The 18,173-nt window shown below is 29.8% G+C and carries 12 protein-coding genes; 6 read left to right on the forward strand and 6 right to left on the reverse strand.

Annotated elements, in window-relative coordinates:
• Positions 1 to 15: 15 nt before the first annotated feature.
• From GCL57_RS04510 to GCL57_RS04535, 6 genes are read right to left on the reverse strand one after another with little or no spacing between them, the layout of a single operon-like run.
• Positions 16 to 1,881: a contractile injection system protein, VgrG/Pvc8 family gene (locus tag GCL57_RS04510; protein ID WP_152212087.1), complete on the reverse strand. Its 1,866-nt coding sequence runs from the start codon at positions 1,879 to 1,881 to the stop codon at positions 16 to 18.
• A gap of 19 nt (positions 1,882 to 1,900) precedes the next feature.
• Positions 1,901 to 5,782 carry a hypothetical protein gene (locus tag GCL57_RS04515; RefSeq protein ID WP_152212088.1) on the reverse strand — a complete coding sequence of 1,294 codons (3,882 nt, stop codon included), beginning with the start codon at positions 5,780 to 5,782 and terminating at the stop codon, positions 1,901 to 1,903.
• Between the two features lie 13 nt (positions 5,783 to 5,795).
• Positions 5,796 to 6,569 carry a DotU family type IV/VI secretion system protein gene (locus GCL57_RS04520; protein ID WP_152212089.1) on the reverse strand — a complete coding sequence of 258 codons (774 nt, stop codon included), beginning with the start codon at positions 6,567 to 6,569 and terminating at the stop codon, positions 5,796 to 5,798.
• Entirely contained in the window at positions 6,566 to 7,918 is a 1,353-nt protein-coding gene (tssK, locus tag GCL57_RS04525; RefSeq protein WP_152212090.1) for a type VI secretion system baseplate subunit TssK, read from the reverse strand. The genes GCL57_RS04520 and tssK overlap by 4 nt, the downstream gene beginning before the upstream one ends.
• A 14-nt stretch (positions 7,919 to 7,932) precedes the next feature.
• On the reverse strand, positions 7,933 to 8,523 hold the full coding sequence (locus GCL57_RS04530) for a hypothetical protein (protein WP_152212091.1): 591 nt from the start codon (positions 8,521 to 8,523) through the stop codon (positions 7,933 to 7,935).
• Positions 8,524 to 9,192 (reverse strand): hypothetical protein, encoded by a 669-nt coding sequence (locus GCL57_RS04535; RefSeq protein WP_152212092.1) that lies wholly within the window; start codon positions 9,190 to 9,192, stop codon positions 8,524 to 8,526. It abuts the gene before it with no gap.
• A 517-nt stretch (positions 9,193 to 9,709) separates the two neighbouring features.
• Here GCL57_RS04535 and GCL57_RS04540 point away from each other — a divergent pair.
• From GCL57_RS04540 to GCL57_RS04565, 6 genes are all read left to right on the forward strand, one after another.
• A complete protein-coding gene (locus tag GCL57_RS04540) occupies positions 9,710 to 11,404 on the forward strand; it encodes a sensor histidine kinase (protein ID WP_161597594.1) in 1,695 nt (564 codons plus the stop codon).
• Between the two features lie 13 nt (positions 11,405 to 11,417).
• Positions 11,418 to 12,905 carry a sigma-54-dependent transcriptional regulator gene (locus tag GCL57_RS04545; RefSeq protein ID WP_152212094.1) on the forward strand — a complete coding sequence of 496 codons (1,488 nt, stop codon included), beginning with the start codon at positions 11,418 to 11,420 and terminating at the stop codon, positions 12,903 to 12,905.
• Between the two features lie 112 nt (positions 12,906 to 13,017).
• The gene (locus tag GCL57_RS04550; RefSeq protein ID WP_161597595.1) at positions 13,018 to 13,989 is read left to right on the forward strand and encodes a coproporphyrinogen III oxidase; all 972 of its coding nucleotides are present in this window, start codon (positions 13,018 to 13,020) and stop codon (positions 13,987 to 13,989) included.
• Between the two features lie 3 nt (positions 13,990 to 13,992).
• The gene (locus GCL57_RS04555; RefSeq protein ID WP_152212096.1) at positions 13,993 to 16,497 is read left to right on the forward strand and encodes a cytochrome c-type biogenesis CcmF C-terminal domain-containing protein; all 2,505 of its coding nucleotides are present in this window, start codon (positions 13,993 to 13,995) and stop codon (positions 16,495 to 16,497) included.
• Entirely contained in the window at positions 16,494 to 17,657 is a 1,164-nt protein-coding gene (locus GCL57_RS04560) for a hypothetical protein (RefSeq protein WP_152212097.1), read from the forward strand. The genes GCL57_RS04555 and GCL57_RS04560 overlap by 4 nt, the downstream gene beginning before the upstream one ends.
• A 100-nt stretch (positions 17,658 to 17,757) precedes the next feature.
• Positions 17,758 to 18,090, forward strand: a complete 333-nt coding sequence (locus GCL57_RS04565; RefSeq protein WP_152212098.1) for a hypothetical protein — start codon at positions 17,758 to 17,760, stop codon at positions 18,088 to 18,090.
• Positions 18,091 to 18,173 lie beyond the last annotated feature (83 nt).

Genomic DNA, 18,173 nt, shown 5'->3' on the forward strand with positions numbered 1-18,173 from the left:
CTCACAACAGTTTTTTTATTTCTTAATTCTCATTGAATTCAATTGAATTGATTTTTGGCCTGTTACATTTGTAGAATCTGTATTGATTTTCAATCTTTCCTGAATATCAAAATCAGTGTTTTTAGAATTAAGTGTAACTTTTCCTTCATCGGTTAAGTCAAGCTTTGAATTTTCTTTAATATTGATAGCAAAGGATTTTTCATCAATATTGAGTTTTGAATTTTCTTTAATATTAAGTAAAAGTTCTTTCTCACTAAAATCAAAAGATGACGTAAAATCTTTTGAATGAAGTACAAGATTTTCCTCATTTCCTGCAACAAAGCCCCGCATTTTTCGTTTTTTCGCATCATTTTCATCAATTAAAAATGGGCATTTATTTAAGCTATTATATAATGAACCAACAATAATTGGAGAATCAATGTCATCTTCAAAAATAATCAAAACTTCATCTCCAGGGGAGGGTATGAAAAATGCTCCCGAATTTTGGCTTGCCCAAACTTGTGATAAACGAGCCATAATAAAAGGAGAGCAATTTGTTTCTGAGTCTTTTTCCTTAGGTTGCCAGAAGAACGAAACAGGTATCATCATGGGGGATTCAATTTTAGTATCTTCATTTTGTTGGCCATAGACGAATGCAGTTGTTGCAAGCGGAATATTTTTTTTATCAGGATTAAAGTCTTTAATAAATTTGTCTTCAATTGGAATAACAGTGATTGTTGCCCTATAGGGTGTTTCTTGATTATTAAGATTTATCTCTTTCTTTTTAATTGCGGTATAATTTTTCTTCAAATAATTATGTTGTATAGACATAATTCTAAACTCTTTTTTATTAAGATAGTTAATAAAGATTTTTTTAGAATTATTAGAATCTGTATTGTACTCAAGAGATATTTTTTTACCGATAAGAAGATTTGGCTGAGAACATTGAAGAATAAGTCTATTATGAATAGAATTTTTCCTTGCCATTTCTTTTATTGCAAAAGCTTGAATAGGGTCGAGAGGATCGATTGATTTTTGATGATGTGTTAATAAAGTCCATTTACTAAATACTTTATTTGTCGAAGTTTCTCCATACTTAATACTCTTACCATAATCAGATTTAATATTTTTAAAATCACAGTGCATTACTGCTACTTTATTATGTTTTAAAGAGATTTTATGTTCATATCCGGTAGAATGTAAGTTACTTAAATTTTCAGATAATAAATTTTGATTTCCATCTATTATCTGTGTAATAATTTTTTCTTCGTAATCTTTATTTTTATTAAAATAATCTTCTATGTTATCTGTGATAATTAATTCGCTACCTTGCTCATTTTGTATAATCAAAAAGTTCAAATGATCTTCATGCATAAGTCTACAAATAAAGTCAAAATCAGAATCTCCATATTGAACAGTATTTATTCTTTTAATTAGGGAATCACGCATAAAAATTTTAAAACTAAATTTGAAGTCGTCAAATTTTTTCTTATATAAATTCAGTACGTTGCTAATGACTTCTTCAGAATTTATTTTATTCCAAACTCTAAAGCCATTGCTAAGTGTTAAAAGCCATAAATAAGGTCTAATGACTATTATGAATTGAGAAGGTGTTTCTTGATTTTTAAAGGCATTTAATTTGATCTCCGTGATTATTCCTGAAAAAAAACGAACAGGGACCTTGTCATATGCAAAATTAACTTTAAAAGAGACAAATTTACTAAGAAAATCTTCTAAATTTTCATTAATTGAAGCTGAGTGAATCAGCAAATTGATAGTATATAAATTTGATATTTCATCATCTAATATATCAAATGATTCAATAATGATATCACTTGAAAAAGGCCCTTTTGTAAATACAGCTTCAGAATGTGAGTAAATAAAATTTTTAGTATTCGACATAGAGCAGCCTTTGCTTTATTTATGTTCCTTTTTGTTCTGAACTTTTTAATAAGTAAGGAGCAAATTTTGGAAATTTCGGGAAATTTATGCGGGTTCCATTTTTGTTCTTTAAATAAAGAGAGATATAAAAACGGATTATCTTTTTAGAATTTACAGGCAAATCAAATTTTAAATCATTTTTGTTACAATAATGATTTTTTGGACAATCAGCATAATCCTCAATGAATTTTAATAATGACCATCTATTTTTAATTGTAAAGAATGCTGTATTATTTGAAATAAATACATTTTTATCCGAATTATATTGTTGCAAAGAATACTTAGATCCTTGCGCTAAACTTACTGAGAATTGCAGAGGTTGTAAATAATTCCATGAAAAACTTCCTTTTGTGTTATTACCCTGTCTTGAACCAATAATTTGATTGCCAGATTGCAATGACCAATCAATAATCTGATTGCCGAGAATTTCATTTGCTGAATTTGTTCTGAAAGCAAACTCAACATTCCAGGTAACTGGTAGAGGATTTCCTTCTTTATCTAATTGTATAGCAAAAAAGTTTTGTAAAATATCCATATGTTTAACAAACTTTTGAATGTCGACTCTATTTTTATAAAGAGTGCTGTATTTTTGTAAGATTGATAGATCTTGTTTTTTGAGTTGAGAATAAACGGAAAAAACAAAATTTATATCTGAAAGCGAAGCGAATTCTCTTGAATTTGTACTTTCTCCGAAAGGAAATTCTCCGGATATTGCTGAATTATAGTTATCTGCAAATCGATCAAAATTTGCCAATGCTTGTTTTATGAGGAGCTTTTGGCATCTTTCAGCTAGGGTATGATATAAGTTATTTTGTTTAATTGAAAAGAAATCTTTTTTTGAAAAAGAATCCAATCCTTTAGAAATAAATATGGCACAATTGCTTGTTCTTAATGGCAAAAGTGAATTAATAAAAAATCCCTGCAATTCATTAAAGGCTGTCCCTTTTGTAGATGAGTCAAGTGAACTTTGAATAAGATTAAAATTATCAGTAATTTTACTATCGCCTACATATTTATCAGAATTACCGAAAAATAAACTCTTAGCTTGTAAAATAGGTGTAATATTTTTATTAAAAAACTTTTTGAGAGAGTCTCGTTGGATGCTCAAATAAAGTTTTAAATCTTCATCACTGGTGACACTAAATGCCTTATATGTTGGAGATGATTCTCCATCCCACCAATTAAAGTCAGGATAAATAGGTGAAAAAAATGAGCTTGAATTTAATATTTCATTATATTTACTCAATTGTCGGTCGATTTGTTGTCTAATAATACTACTTAAATATGTATTTGTGTCATTTTGCTCATATTGTAATAAAAGGTTTGAAATTCCTTTTAGAACAGGAGTAGAGAGCTGAATATTTTGAATATAGGGATCCAGTGATTGATCGTAATCACTTTTGCTTTTTTCATTCATATCAAAAATTTGAAGACTTGTTGGCAGTTGTTTACTCCAAAAGCTTTCATTCAATTCTTCTTCAATATTGGCGAATAAATCGGAAAGTTCTTTTGGATATTGGAGTTTGTTTATTTGTGATGTGGCTGAATTAAAAATAAGGCCTCTTTGTAGCAAGCTTTGAATATTATCAATTGACCAGAGAGCGTTTGTAGGTAAATTAAGTGCAATCGATTTTAGATCTGTAGAAAAAGATTTTGAATATGTTGCTATATTATTTTGATCAGTTAAATCAAAAACTTGATGCATTTTCTCTAACGAGTCAGAGAGTTTAATAAGCATTGGATTGACAGAAAAAGAACTCTCTTTAAGCACTACAATTGGAAAGCTATTTCCAAGGGGTGTAATACTTGTGATTTTAGCTTTAATCTGCTTAAATTGCTCCTCTGCAATTGAATTTATATTTTCAAATATTTCTTTACCAAATGTAGGGTTATCTTCGACTTCTTTGTACATATTATAAAAATTATTGCCAAAAAATGAATTCAGATTCTGAAAATCGAGTTGACCTTTTAAAATAGAATGCTGCAAACTGTTTATGTCACTCACTAACGTTTTAGAAAAGCCAATAACCTCAGATTTTTTAAGACTTTTGAGTTGGATGAGATCTGAGTTTATTTTATTTACAGAAAGATAAACATCATTATTTTTTATAATAGTATTAAAATATTTTTGAATATGCTCATTAAGAATTGCTTGTGACTGTCGCTTGAAAAAATTATAATCTACGTTTATAAGGTCAGCAATTTTATTTCTCTCTACATTTTGAAATAAAAAATAATTTTGTTTATTTTTAATACAGTCAATTCCAAATAGAAACTTTGCTGCTAAAGAAAGACCTTCTGTTGTTTTGCCTTGTTCACTTGATAATATATTTAAATATATTTCAGTCAGTTTTTCATTTTCATCAACAAAGGTGTTAATTTGGCTTAATATTGAAGATGTATCTTCTATAAAAGCTAAATGATTTGCACTATTTTGTGAAAGGTATGAGTTAACTTTTGAATTGAAGTTTTTCATTATGAGTTTACTGAAAAAATTTGTCAAAGTAGAATCAAAATTTTGGTCAAGAGTATAACCCAAATTTGAATTCCACGATGGAAAATTTAATGGATAGTAAAGTGATACATGATTCAGTTGATTGGCCGTATTAAATAGTTCACAGGATTGTGTTTTTAGATCGTCTAAATTCGTTAATGATTTTGGATTTTCCGAGTATTGAGAAATAAAATTGTCTAGTTTAGCAAAATTATTAATATAAAATTTTGATCTATTAAACAAATAATGATTAGATGCATAAAGTGCGTAAATTATAAAAGAAGCGCTTGCAGCTGTAACGGCACTAAAAATATAATTTTTATAAACTTTATTTCTAATACAGTTATTCGAGAAATCAGAGTTTCCCTTTAAGTTTTTAGAAATATATTCAAATATATTAAAAATAGATGAATTATTTTCGCTATAGAAGGATTTTGAATTAAGAATAAAATGAAAGTTGATCATTGATGATTCATTAATATTAAAATTTCTATAGAAATAGTCACAATAATTTTTAGAAAAAGAGATAATTCCGAGCTTTAATTGATAGAAAAATAAAATGATTTGAGTTTGGGTTTCGTTTTCAGATTTTTGCAAAAAATATTGCATTTGCGACTCTAATGAATTGACGCAACTTTCAATATTATTTTTAATTTCTCGACTGAGTTTTTCTGTTTTATTTGAAGATTTGTGAAAAAATCCAAAGTTGTAATTAACGCACTCCTCATTTTCATCTTTAAGTAAATGCAATGGCGGAGGATTTTTAATCTCAGAGTTATCTATAAAAAATATTGGAATTTTTGCATTAAGAGATTTACAAACTTTTTTAACAATTTGTGAATATAAAAAAGACTCTTGTTTAAGATTGCTATTTATTGTCTGAGTGTTAGTAAATATTTCATTGTGCGGAAAAAATATGATGCCATCAATAAGCTTATTTTTTCTGATTTTTAATATATTGTATAAATTATAGCGTAATCTTCTGCTTAGTTGTATTTGATTTTCATCATCGCTTTGTAAAAGATTTTCATGAAAGAAGAGTAAGATTGAATCATCTAATTCAACTTTTTCAAAAGGCTTTTTTGAGTCTGAAAAAGGTTTTTCAAAAACAGATTTCTTATCTATATTTTTTGCGACACTTAATTGATGGTATAATTCAGAAGAGTTTTTACTGACAATAAAAAATATATTCTTTTTTTGTAATAGGTTTTTGTTTTCAAAAAACCAAAACCTATCAAATATAAACTCTTTTATTTTTTCATTTTTAATAAATATTGAAATATCTGGATTCCAGATTCTAAACAAAATAATGCACAGAAAAAAAAGTAAGGTTATGCAGAATAAAATATAGACCATTACAAAAATCATGGTATGCGTCCATCTAAAAATTTGTTAAAAAATTTATCCCTTTTGATATCATACTTGTATTATTAAACCATATATAAAATGAACTAATAAGAAAGATTGATACTAAAATAAAATTAATTAAAAGTAGGGAATGTGAAAATTTTCTTTGTTTTTGGTTTTCTTCTGAATTTGTTTTAATAAGTAAGGATGATTGAGGTATGACACCATCAAAATCATATTTAATTTCAATATTATTTTCACCGTAAAAATTATAGAGTGAGTTTTTAATGCGATTTATTTCACTTTGATTGTCACTTGAGTGGTATTTCCCTTTGAAGCGTGCACATAAACATAGATAATAGCAATACGACAGATTTCTAAATTTATAATCTCTATTTGTCAGTATTTTTTTGCAATTGTCAAAAAAGATATCACCTGCTGAACGACTTTGGAAAACTTTTTTTTCAAGTGATTCATTTTGCCAGTAAACTCTGCCAGGCCAATTTTTGGTAATGAGTTTTTCATCAGCGAGAGCAATAAGTGCAAAATGTAATAAATTAATGACTTCGCTATCATAATTTTTATGCTTTTTCAGAGTGTCTATTTTCCTTCCAATGCATTCACAGAGGCTGGTTGAAATTTTGATAATTTCAGCCTCTTCAAATGTGTAAGAATTTATTTCTTTAGAATTTTCACTATCATTTAATTTCTCCATTGATAAATCAATGGCATTGATAATATTTTGAATTTCTAGAATACATTCTTGTGTAAATAGAATGGGGCACTCGTAATTTTGTAAAAGAGTCATATTTTCTTCCTTGTATATATAAGAATTTCATCGGGAGAAAATTCGGTATTATCAATTATACTTGGAGAAATTATTATGTTTAATTTTTCTTTAAGCGTTTTGTCGAGCTTTACGCGAACAAGATAAATATTTTTCTGAGGTATTAAATTTTCGTATTTTTCAATGAGAGTTCTTTGTAATCCTAAAACTCTTCTTTCTAAGAGAATTTCAAAATTCTCTTCTTCGCAAACAATTGCAGATTTAATCCAGTTTAAGAAGTTGATTTGGGATATATCAGAACTTTTCTTAAAGCCCAATAAGAAATGTGATTCGTCATTGACTCCTAAAGCTCCTTTATGAATTGATAAAGTAAATTTATTATCAATTTTAACAGCTTTAGTTATGTTAAAGTCGCTTGGAATTTCTTTTTCTAAGTATTCATTTAAAATTGTTTTTAATTTTATAAAACATGATAAATTATCGTAGTGATTGTATTCAATTAATGGAGCAGGCATTTCATAAATTTCATTTGCTAATATGCTTGATACAACAGAATATGTTTCAAGGTATAATATAAATGGATGCATTTGTTCTGAGTGTATGCATGCTTCAAGACGTGGTAAGCAACTTTTCATACTTTTTAAGGTTTCAATGCGATCGAGTAATTCTGTATTTACATGCATTTTGTTAAATTTTTGCAGAGTTTCTATGATATCTTGAATTTTATAGCGAAGAGTCATACAGATAGAATGGCATATTTTCCAAACAGCAGATTTTTTTGTGATTTTCGTTGATGGCTGTGAGAACTCTCTTAATTTATAAATACTATTTTCGTGATAAATTTTTAATAAAGGAAGAGATATATAATGTTGTGTGAGCTCATGCTCAAATAAAAGTGAAATATTTGGTCTAACCCTTGGAATAGGAATTTCATCTTCACCGGTATTTTCATCAAATGCAATATTATCAATATTTGCAACTTTATATCGAGAATATGTGTTATTTAGAATGCTATTTTTATTTTGTATTTTAGGAATGCTGATATACAGAGTTAATGTTTTACTTTCTAAATGCTCTTTATATTTACTGAGGTCTAATTGAACCTGATTTGAATCATAAATTGAATTGTAATAATATTCTAATCCATCTTGAAAAATACATTCCAATTCTTCGATTTTAAACAGTCCAGACGCAAAAGATGTTTGATCGATCGCAAAGTTTTTTATTCCGAACGGATAGGGAGATGATTCATAATTGTGATAGCGAATGATATTTTCGCATCTTTTAAATGCCTGTTGAAAATGTTGAGGTGATAATAACATACCATCATGCCACATAATTTGATCGGGAATATATTTTAAACTTGGCATCGAGGCTTCCTTATTTACTTAAAATTCAAAGAAAAAGAAATATTTGCTTCAACTCCAGAAACTTGTTTTTGTAAATCTTTGGAGCTATTTGAGAATACAAACTGATAGGCTGATCCGAGAGAAAAGTTAAAATTTTGAAAAAGATTGACTTCAAGAGCTATAGAAGGTTTTAGGGTCCAGAATAAAAGACTAACGGTTTGGTTTGAAGTGTCAGTATTATTTTGTGTTCCATAAGCGTTTCCAGCTCCTCCAAAGATTTTTAATTTCGGGTGAAAAATAGAACTTGCCATAGGAACATATGCAAATGAATTTCCGCAATACCAAAAATTATTAATTTTGGATGTGCTCCCGTCGCTATTATTCAGTTTAAAACTTTGTATAAGATAACTACAGGTGATTGATGTCTGGATATTGTGATTGAGAGCGAGAGAGAGCTCGGTGGTTAAGGGAAAATAAAAATTTCCATTTATTTTTTTAAGGGCAAGTTCTTGGTTAACAAGTATGTCTATATTGTCAGAATTTAGTTTTTGATTTGAAGTAGAAATCAAATTTTGTTGTATGTAGATTTCTTTGTCTATAGGAATTTGTTGGGCATCTATATACATTCATTCCTCCTGATTTTGCTTAAAATCAAAGCCATTGTAGAAAAAACTAAGTTTTAAATTTTTATAAGGGTTTATATAAGGAGGATAAGTATCTAAGTTATTTAGTAATCTCGTAAATAGAAGTGCTCCGAGAGTATTACGTTTTATAGTTAGAAAATATTGAGTTTGATTGAATTCAGGGGTGAATTCAAAACGAGAAATAAAAACTTCATTTGATTTTTTTATATTTAAAACATCAGGAGAATTGCTAAACCAATCTCTCATAGAAAAGCCAGCAGCTTTTTTATACAAATCAGGATCTTGGATAAATACCAACTCAGTTAAAATAGCACTGTTTTCATTTGAATCTTTTTGTATTTGCACTTGAATGCTAATAGTTCGTCCAAAAAAGCGATCCAAAAAACTTCCAGGAGGTGGCGGAAGTTTGGTGTCGTGTGGAACGGACATTTCTGTTTTTGGAATGCTATTTTTGAGATCAGAACCGAGCTCAGTAAATTTTTCTGCATTATCTTTTAGGTTCTTTGCGTTTTCTGCAGATGAATTTATTTTATCAATATTGCTTTCATCTTGCGAATAGGCTGGGATAAATATAAATAAATTGAGGCTTAAATAAAGGAGTGATGAAATAATACAAAAGAATTTTTTGGGGCGTGAATATAATAGAGCCAATGGGTTCTCCATAAATTTCTAAGCGAATTCAGATATATAGTTATATTTTAAAAATATGTACGTTTTTTTTATGATTACCATACATATTGCTGTGTATGTTATATTTTATTTTTCTATTTATCAAGTGAGATTAGTAAGTAATGCAAAAAAATATCTGTTTGAGATTATAAAGTAAACTGTTCAAATATATGATATTGTTTTTGAAAATAAAAGTTAAAATTTAGATTAAAAAACTATAAAATTCTCTTGCATGAGTCTAAATGTCAATATATTTCTTGCTATGTAAAGTTTTACAAAGCGTAATTCTTTTCTGTCACAATAAAATGCAAGCATATGACTATGCAAATGCTTAATAATTAGGTAGATAATGAATTTCTTTAATAAAAGTCTCAATAATATTAAAAAAAATCCTTTTAATTGGCAATTTTATCTGTCATATTTAAAGAAAAAGTATTTTAAAAGAATTTTTAGATCTGTTATTTTTTGGATTATATTATTATATTTATTAATGTTAACTATGTTTATTTTTTCTAAAAAGTATAGAACTGCTTATTTTTTTAAATATTGTGAACAAGCTCTTATAATTAAGGCCTTTGAACAGCGTAGTATACTTTTTGGTATTTATATTAAAAGCATAAAAAATATAAATGATCCATTTATAAAGGAGATCTTAGAGTTAAATAATAATTCTAAAAATGTCTTTTATACTGCTTTTTATGATAAAAAACAAAAACTACTCGCCACATCATACAATCAAGAACCATTTTTTTATAATCTTGAAATTGATGATTCTTATCTTATTGATTATCAAAAAATTAAAAAATTAAAAATAAAAAATTTAAAAAATACAAATTTATTTCCAGTATCGACTCTTTTGCTGGGTACAAAGTCAATTCCTAATACAGATTTAGTGATGTTAATTGGCTATGATAGCAATAAATTTATCAAAGCAGCAAAAGAGTTTTCCCATACAAAACTTTCTCTCGATATGAATTCAATAGTTTTTTTCTTTTGTTTTAGTGCGTTACTCTGTGTTTTTTCTATTTATTCAGTATTTAAGTTTATAAAAAAAATAAATGTATATAAAATAAACTCACATATGTTTAAAAAGAATGAAGGGTTTGAGTTTAATCATATAAAATCTTTCAGACTTGTCTTGTATAAAGCATTGAAAAAAATAGAAAGTACTGAACAAGATCGTGCACAAATGAGAGAATCATTACAAAAGCATCATCAAGATATTAAAATTGGTAAATCAGTGGCCCAAATAATACATGATATCAAAAGCTCTCTTTATGTATTTGACGAGTTATTGTATAATCGAAAACATAATTATTCAGAAAATATTATATATCAATCAAAGATTTCACTTGCAAAAATATTTTCAATCATTGAAAGTTTACGCGATCCAAATCGTGAAAAAATATTGAACTTAACGAAACAGTCCATAAATTTTGAAGAATCCATGGGAAGTATTTTTTATTATGCAAAAAAGAAAAATGTAACTATTAATATTAAACCTGCAGTCGAAACACCTCAAATATATTGCGATCATCAAAAGCTTGAACGTTGTTTGCAAAATTTACTTAAAAATGCCGTAGATTACTGCTATAGTTATTGTGAAATTGAATGGAAACTAGACCATTTAAATAATTTTGTAATTCGTATTATAGACGATGGAGACGGGGTTCCCGAGCATTTTATAGATAAGTTATTTCAATGGAGAAGTTCATTTAATTTCAACGATGGAACAGGATTGGGCCTAACGTATGCAAAGTTTGTTGCCGAACTGTCTGGTGGAAGTTTAACTTACACTCGCATGAATCATCTTACTTACTTTACTCTTATTTTACCAAGAGTTATAAATAATAACTCATGTCAAATTAAAATGATTGAACTTGAGCAGGCTCACTTTGTTAAAAAAAATCTTCCAAATAATTTGAGAGAGAGAAATATTTTATTTCTTTTAATCGAAAATTCTTTGCTACTTGCCGAATTTAAGAAATTGGATTGGCCAAAAGATATAAAATGTATATATTCAATCGACTCTGGTGAAGAGGTCGATTTAAGTCAATGTTTTTGTATTTACACAGATACAGCCTCTGATCTTATAGAAACTGCTCTCTCATTTGGTGTTTCAGTTATTTTACATAACAGTAATCAAAATAAGAATAAAATCTTACAAAAAATACTGCAACTAAAAAAAAATTAATGGTGCTAACTGTATGAAATTTGAAGAGCTTAGTATACTTATTGTTGAAGACTGTCAGGATGAACTCGAAACATATATTTCGCTTGCCAAAACATGCGGACTGATTGCCTATGGGGCTTCTACTTCAGACGAAGCCAAGCAATTGCTCTCTATAAAAGGTTTTGATTTTTTATTAACCGACATACATTTATCTGCAAATAAAGACAGTGAGATTGGTGAATTTGGCTTTGAAATTATTCAGTATGCTTTAGAAACTCAACCTCAACTCACTGTTTTGACTATGTCTCATGACATGGATCGAGCTATTTTTGAAAGAGCATTTGCCCTTGGTACGACTCATTTTTTAAGAAAGCCAATAACAAGCGCTGATGAAATTGGAATTTATATAAAATTAGCATCGCAAAAGAAGATAGCATCTCAAAATGATGATTCTTTATCTGTATTTTTAAATCAATTTTCAAATAATAATTTGTATAAAATATATAAAAATGGCGTTATAATTTCTTCAAAACAAGATAAATTTTTAAGTGGTGTTGCTAAAAATAAAAAAATCCCACTTGTATTGTATGGAGAAACGGGCACAGGTAAAGAAGAGTTTGCAAAAATACTTCATAAAAAAAGAGTTGAAATTGAAGGTATGATACCTTTTGTGATTGTAAATTGTCCACTGTTGGACAATGATCTTACAAATTCATTGTTATTTGGACATAAAAAAGGCGCTTTTACAGGCGCAAACGAAACGACAAATGGTTATGTTGCCGCTGCAAATAATGGGATTTTATTTTTAGATGAAGTACAAAGTCTTGATATTCCTACTCAACGTAAACTTTTACGTGTCTTAAACGATGGGAGTTACAGTCGTGTTGGCGACATGCGTATTATTCATACATATTTTCAATTAATTGTTGCAACAACTAAGGATCTTGATGAAGAAGTCGAAGCAGGGCGAATGCTTGCCGATTTTAAGTATAGAATTAGTGGCGCAGAGTTAACTCTCGATCCTCTACGTGATCGTTTGGATGATATTTCTATATTTATTTCGGTTTTTTTTAAAAAAGAGGGGCTTTTTGTAAACGAAGAACTCATCAACCAAATTGCCTATAAATGTAAAAATTGCTTTTGGAAAGGCAATATTAGACAACTTTTTCGTGTTTTACAAAGAATGATAATCAATTCTCAACTTCATGAAGAAGATCTTAATATTCATCATTTACAGTTGCCAAATGAGAATGCAACTAAATCTTTATCCGGAAAAAAGATATTTGCTTGCGTAAATGAACTTATAAACCCAAACGAGAATTCTCAAAATGAATTAGAATTGTTAAATTTGCTTCAACAAGCTTTTCATACGGATCAATCATTAAACCATCTACTCGACGAAATTGAAAAGCAAATCTTAATCAACGCAATAAAACGTCATGACAGTATTGCAAAAGCTCATACTGGGTTAGGGATCAGTCGAAATGCAATTGATGCAAAAAGAAAAAAATATAAAATTTAAGATTGTTTTTGTATTTTGATTTTTATTGTCAATTGCAATTGAAACGATTTCAGGTGTATCTCTCTTTTTGGTGCTGTCAAATTAGCATTCCTTCATTCAAGGAGAGAACTCGGTGCAAAATGAACTTTTTGAAAGAGCTAAAAGATTTCAAGAGAATAACCCCATAGTGTCTTTTGCTGACCTTAAGAATAATAATTTGTGTGATCAACAGTTTCTTGATCCCGTGTGGAAAATATCATCTCAAAAAAATGGCGAATCTGCATTTTCAAATAATTTATTACATACTTTGCTATATGTAAGAAATATTTGTAAGTTATCTTTTAATACAATTGAAGGAATTGAAGCTTGTTCTGCAAAAAGCTGGCTGGCGCAGGAACACAATCCTGAAAGAAATTTAGAGGGAGGTGGCATAATGACAGTCATTCGTGCCAATCATCTCGAAAAATCCGCAGTTAATATGAGTTGCGTTTGGGGACCAAGTTATCCGGCTCTTGAAGGAGAAAATGCAGGAAAACCTTTTTCCGCTACGGGCGTTTCTCTGATATCACATCCTCGCAATCCTTATGCACCCATTATGCATTTAAATATTCGTTGCATTCAAGTTAAAGATGGTAACAAAGTAACAACTTGGATAGCTGGTGGCGCAGATCTCACTCCCATGCATAATTTTGAAGAAGATACGGTATTATTCCACGATGCAATGAAAAAAGTTTGCGAAAGAAATTCAAATATTGCAAATTATGAAAAATATAAAAAATGGGCGGATGAATACTTTTATATTCCACATCGAAAAGAAGCGAGAGGTGTTGGGGGGATATTTTTTGATTTTGTTAAAATCGAAAATGAACATGACTTCTCTTTATTACTTGATGTTGGTCAATATGCAGCCAAAGCTTATGCAGAAATTCTTTCACGTAGAATAGAATTACCTTATGATGAGGAATTAGCTGAGAAACATCTTTATTGGCGTGGGCGTTATGCTGAATTTAATTTGGTTTATGATCGTGGCACACGCTTCGGTTTGATGACTGGAGGAAATCACGAAGCAATATTTTGTTCATTACCCCCTAGAGTAAAATGGTGAAACATGGTTGAAGTTGGTTTTTATTCTTTATGCTTTGGCTTGTGTCTTGCTCTATATGGCATGATAATGGGGCTTTATTCTTTATTTAGACCTAATATTGGCGTTGTTTCCAGTGCACGAAATGCTCTTATAGCCGTTTTTATTTGTGTGCTTTTATCTTCATTTGTCATGTGGAATTCAATATTTTTTCATGATTTCTCTGTAAAATATGTCTATGAACACTCTTCAGTCGACATGCCACCTCTCTATCTTTTTACTTCATTTTGGAGTGCCCTCGAAGGGAGTCATTTGTTATGGACTTTATTAATGAGTTTGATTGTTACTTTATCATTGGTAACAGTTAAGAAGAGTAATATTTCATTATATCCTGCATTATGTGTGGCATATGGTTGTTCACTTTCTTTTATGCTGTTTCTGACAGTTACCTTCTCCGCTCCACTCACTCGAATGTTTCCTGTGGGTAAATTTGGTGAAGGTATGAATGCTCTTTTACAAAATCCGTATATGGCTATTCATCCTCCTATGCTATTTACTGGTTATTGTTTACTTATTGTTCCATTTGCCTATTCGTTTGCTGCGCTTGTGCGGGGTGGCTTTACGACAGAGTGGTTATCTACAGTCAGAAAATGGTCTTTATTGGCTTGGGCTGTCTTGTCTATCGCAATATTTTTAGGTGGTAAGTGGGCTTATGTCGAACTGGGGTGGGCAGGTTATTGGGCATGGGATCCTGTAGAAAATAGTTCTTTTATGCCTTGGCTCGCTTTGACAGCAGGAATTCACACATTATTAGTAACGGATAAAAGTGGGCGCTTGCCTCGTATGATGTTGTTTTTATTTATGTTATCATATTCTTTAACTTTTCAAGGTACATTTATCACCCGTTCTGGTGTTATAAGTAGTGTTCACTCATTTGCTGAAAGTAACATTGGACCTGCTTATTTATTATGGGTCTGTTTTTTAGTCTCTGTTTCTATTGCGTTGGTTTTCACCAGAGGCAATCGTATACAAGGTGCAGCCAAGTCCAATGAATGGAGAGTTTCTAAAGAAAGTGCTTTGTTGTTTACAAATTTCTTTTTACTTTTTTTATTGGCCTTAGTTTTTATTGGCACTCTTTTACCTCTTATTGTCGAAGCCACTCGTGGAATTAAAATTTCAATTCAACAACCTTTTTTTAATGCTTTTGCCCCGTGGATTGGATTGTGTTTAGTTTCGTTATTAGGTGTTGGCAATCTTATGCGTTGGAAAAATGGTAAGATTGAAGATCCCATTGCTTGTCTTCTTTTTCCATTTATTTGGTCTACTGCTATAACAATAAGTCTTGCTATTCAAAAAAATTTCGATTTTAAAAGTTCATTTATTTTTCTGTTAGTGATTTGGACTTGTGGAATTTTGATCATGGATCTTATCTATAAATTAAAAATATTGCGTTGGAACGGAAGAATTTTATTAAAGTACAATCGACCTTATTTGGGAGCATTGATTATTCATATTGGTTTTTTATTTGCAATTGCTGGCTTTGCTGGGAACTATAGGGGAATTTCTGCAGAAGCAAATTTAGATTTAAATCAATCCACCCATTTTAATGGTTATACAATTTCGAATGAAGGTCTCAATTACAACCGAAATTATAATGCGCAATATATAGTTGCAAATGTTAAATCAAAAGATGAGAAATCAGGTGAAGTAACCATAATAAATCCTATGCGCAGTAAATTCACTAATAATGAGCAGTGGTTTAATGAAATAGGAATTCACTCAACTTTTTGGCATGATCTTTATATTGTTCTTGCTTCTTTTGATGTAAATAATCAATCTATTTCTTTGAAAATGAGTTTTAATCCAACTGTTAAGTTTGTTTGGACTAGTCTCGTTATTATGGTTTTAGGCGCTATCTTGTCCTTAACGCATAGAAATAAAAAGAGAAGTCTTGAAGTTGATGAATTTGGTAATGTGCTTGGGAATCAAGACTCATTAGAAGATCTCTTAAGTGAATCCATTGAACGCTCCCCTCTTAATACGCAGTTTGCATCTAAGTTGGTTTCTACGCTTTTAATCTTATGTGCTATAGTTGTTACTTTATTTGGGATTTCAGGTGTATCCCATGCTGAGGATGTTAAACCAACTCAGTTAAATCCTTTAATGGAAGATGTTGCTAAGGAACTGCGATGCCCAACTTGCCAAGGAGTTAGTATTTTAGAAAGCGGAACACTGCAAAGTATTGCAATGCGTACAGAAATAGAAAAGCAATTGCTCGAAGGAAAAAATAAACCAGAAATTATAAAATACTTTAAAGAGTCTTATGGTACTTGGATATTACGTGAACCCGATGCCAACTCAACTTTAGGGCTTGTTATATGGGCTGTTCCTATAATTGGATTTATATTGGGACCTGTATTTATATTTATGGCCATTCGCAGGTCCAGAAAAAATCAAGAAAAAGAAAATATTGCACTTTTTGAAGAAATACATTTATTTATTCAGAAAAAAAAGGCAGAGGTGAAGTCATGATATTAACATTAATTATCTGCTTTGTTTTTTCACTTTTCCTTTGTATTTTTGTTTTGTCTCCATTGCTTTCTAATCGGAGTAAAGATATTTTAAATACGTCCTTTGAAGGTTTTAATAACTCTGAAGAACTTCTTAAAATAATTCAGCTTCGTGATGCTCTTTTTCAAAAATTAATATATGGGAAAAGTTTAAATAAAACTATTAATGAATATAGTAATGAAGATGCTCTTAAAGGAGTTGTTGCAATCTGCAGTCGTTTACAAAAAGCAAGTTTGTCTTGGCAGCCAAAATCTTTAGAAGAGCCTATTGAAAAAAGAAATATTTCAGAAAAAGGATCCACTTCTTTTTCTTGTTTAATTTGTTGTTTCTTTATTTTATTTAGCTTTTTTCTCTTTTCTTCTACATTTGCATTTGAGAGTGAGAATAGCAGTCATTTTAATCAAGATAAGGTAACTGCTCCCAGTGATGTCGTCATTCCTCCTCCCACTATTTTGCCTGGGTCAAGTCACTGGATTCCTTCTGTGAATCAATTTATTTTAATGCCACTACAAGGTAAACTATATGTATATTATGTGGGAATGTTCTCAAATATACATCAAGAAAAAGAAGCTAAAATACAAATTCCATTACCTAAAAACTTTCAAGAATTAAAAATAAATGGCAATGAAAATATTGTCTTTGAGAAGAGTGAACACAGTTCTCCTATACTAAAATTCCCATTAACAATGGGTTTAAATCAATTGAGCGCAGAGTTTTCTCTATCTGCTTTTAATGGAAGTGTTGAGTGGTTAGCAAATGATTTAAAAATCTTACCTGGTTTTTCAATATTTATTATGCCTGAATATGTTGGAACTATTAGAAATTTATTTTCAATAGTGAGTGATAACTTTAATGTTTGGCCTCCTCGTATTTTACAAATTCCCGAAGATTATAAATCATTTGTAGGGGCAGATCCTTTTGGAAATAAAGCTGATGTGAAGTCACAGGATACGCAGCAAGCAAGACAATTGATCCGTGTTGGTAATGACCAATCACCTTATCCTTCATTTGAAATAAAAGGAATTGTGCCACAAAGAACTCCGATTTATGTTCTAGCTTTGTTTTTTGCTTGTTTCTTATTTGGTTTGACATCCTTCTTTATAATTAAAACGTCAAAATAATTACCAGACTTAAAGAAACTAAAAAAAAATCGGAAGCCTTCTTGCCCGCATGAATTCTGGTAGATACAATGTCATGTGTTGAACATGGAGGTTTCTTTTTATGATACTAAATAGTGAATCAGTAGAACTTATTAGAGCAAACGCGCACCGTCTCGCCCAAACAATCCGTAGTAAAGACGATCTTGTCGATCTTGCAACTGCAAGTTCATTTGAACAAGTTTTTTCTGCTATTGAAACAATTCTTACAAATACTGAAATGTATTTTGATGATAATTTACTTATTCAATTAGATGTTCAAACATGGCAAAGTTTTAAAGCCGTTTTACTTGTTTATACTCTAAATGTTGTAAATCGTCAGATTAATATTGCACGTGAAAATGAATTCAATCAACAAGCCGGCCGCGATTTTGGAGCAAGTAGCACAAATATTTAATTAATTTGTGCTGCTTCCTCTTGCACTCTGATCTTGCCTCAAATATGATACCCAAAGAATTAAAGTTACATAGTTTTTTCGTT

The organism is Fluviispira multicolorata, from assembly GCF_009208585.1.
Classification (GTDB): Bacteria; Bdellovibrionota_B; Oligoflexia; order Silvanigrellales; family Silvanigrellaceae; genus Silvanigrella; species Silvanigrella multicolorata.

Excerpts from the sequence above, each read along its gene's own strand:
- GCL57_RS04555 (WP_152212096.1), top strand. The coding sequence starts at position 13,993 with ATGGTTGAAGTTGGTTTTTATTCTTTATGCTTTGGCTTGTGTCTTGCT.
- GCL57_RS04540 (WP_161597594.1), top strand. The coding sequence starts at position 9,710 with ATGTTTATTTTTTCTAAAAAGTATAGAACTGCTTATTTTTTTAAATAT.
- GCL57_RS04510 (WP_152212087.1), bottom strand. The coding sequence starts at position 1,881 with ATGTCGAATACTAAAAATTTTATTTACTCACATTCTGAAGCTGTATTT.
- GCL57_RS04565 (WP_152212098.1), top strand. The coding sequence starts at position 17,758 with ATGATACTAAATAGTGAATCAGTAGAACTTATTAGAGCAAACGCGCAC.
- tssK (WP_152212090.1), bottom strand. The coding sequence starts at position 7,918 with ATGCCAAGTTTAAAATATATTCCCGATCAAATTATGTGGCATGATGGT.
- GCL57_RS04560 (WP_152212097.1), top strand. The coding sequence starts at position 16,494 with ATGATATTAACATTAATTATCTGCTTTGTTTTTTCACTTTTCCTTTGT.
- GCL57_RS04545 (WP_152212094.1), top strand. The coding sequence starts at position 11,418 with ATGAAATTTGAAGAGCTTAGTATACTTATTGTTGAAGACTGTCAGGAT.
- GCL57_RS04530 (WP_152212091.1), bottom strand. The coding sequence starts at position 8,523 with ATGTATATAGATGCCCAACAAATTCCTATAGACAAAGAAATCTACATA.
- GCL57_RS04520 (WP_152212089.1), bottom strand. The coding sequence starts at position 6,569 with ATGACTCTTTTACAAAATTACGAGTGCCCCATTCTATTTACACAAGAA.
- GCL57_RS04515 (WP_152212088.1), bottom strand. The coding sequence starts at position 5,782 with ATGATTTTTGTAATGGTCTATATTTTATTCTGCATAACCTTACTTTTT.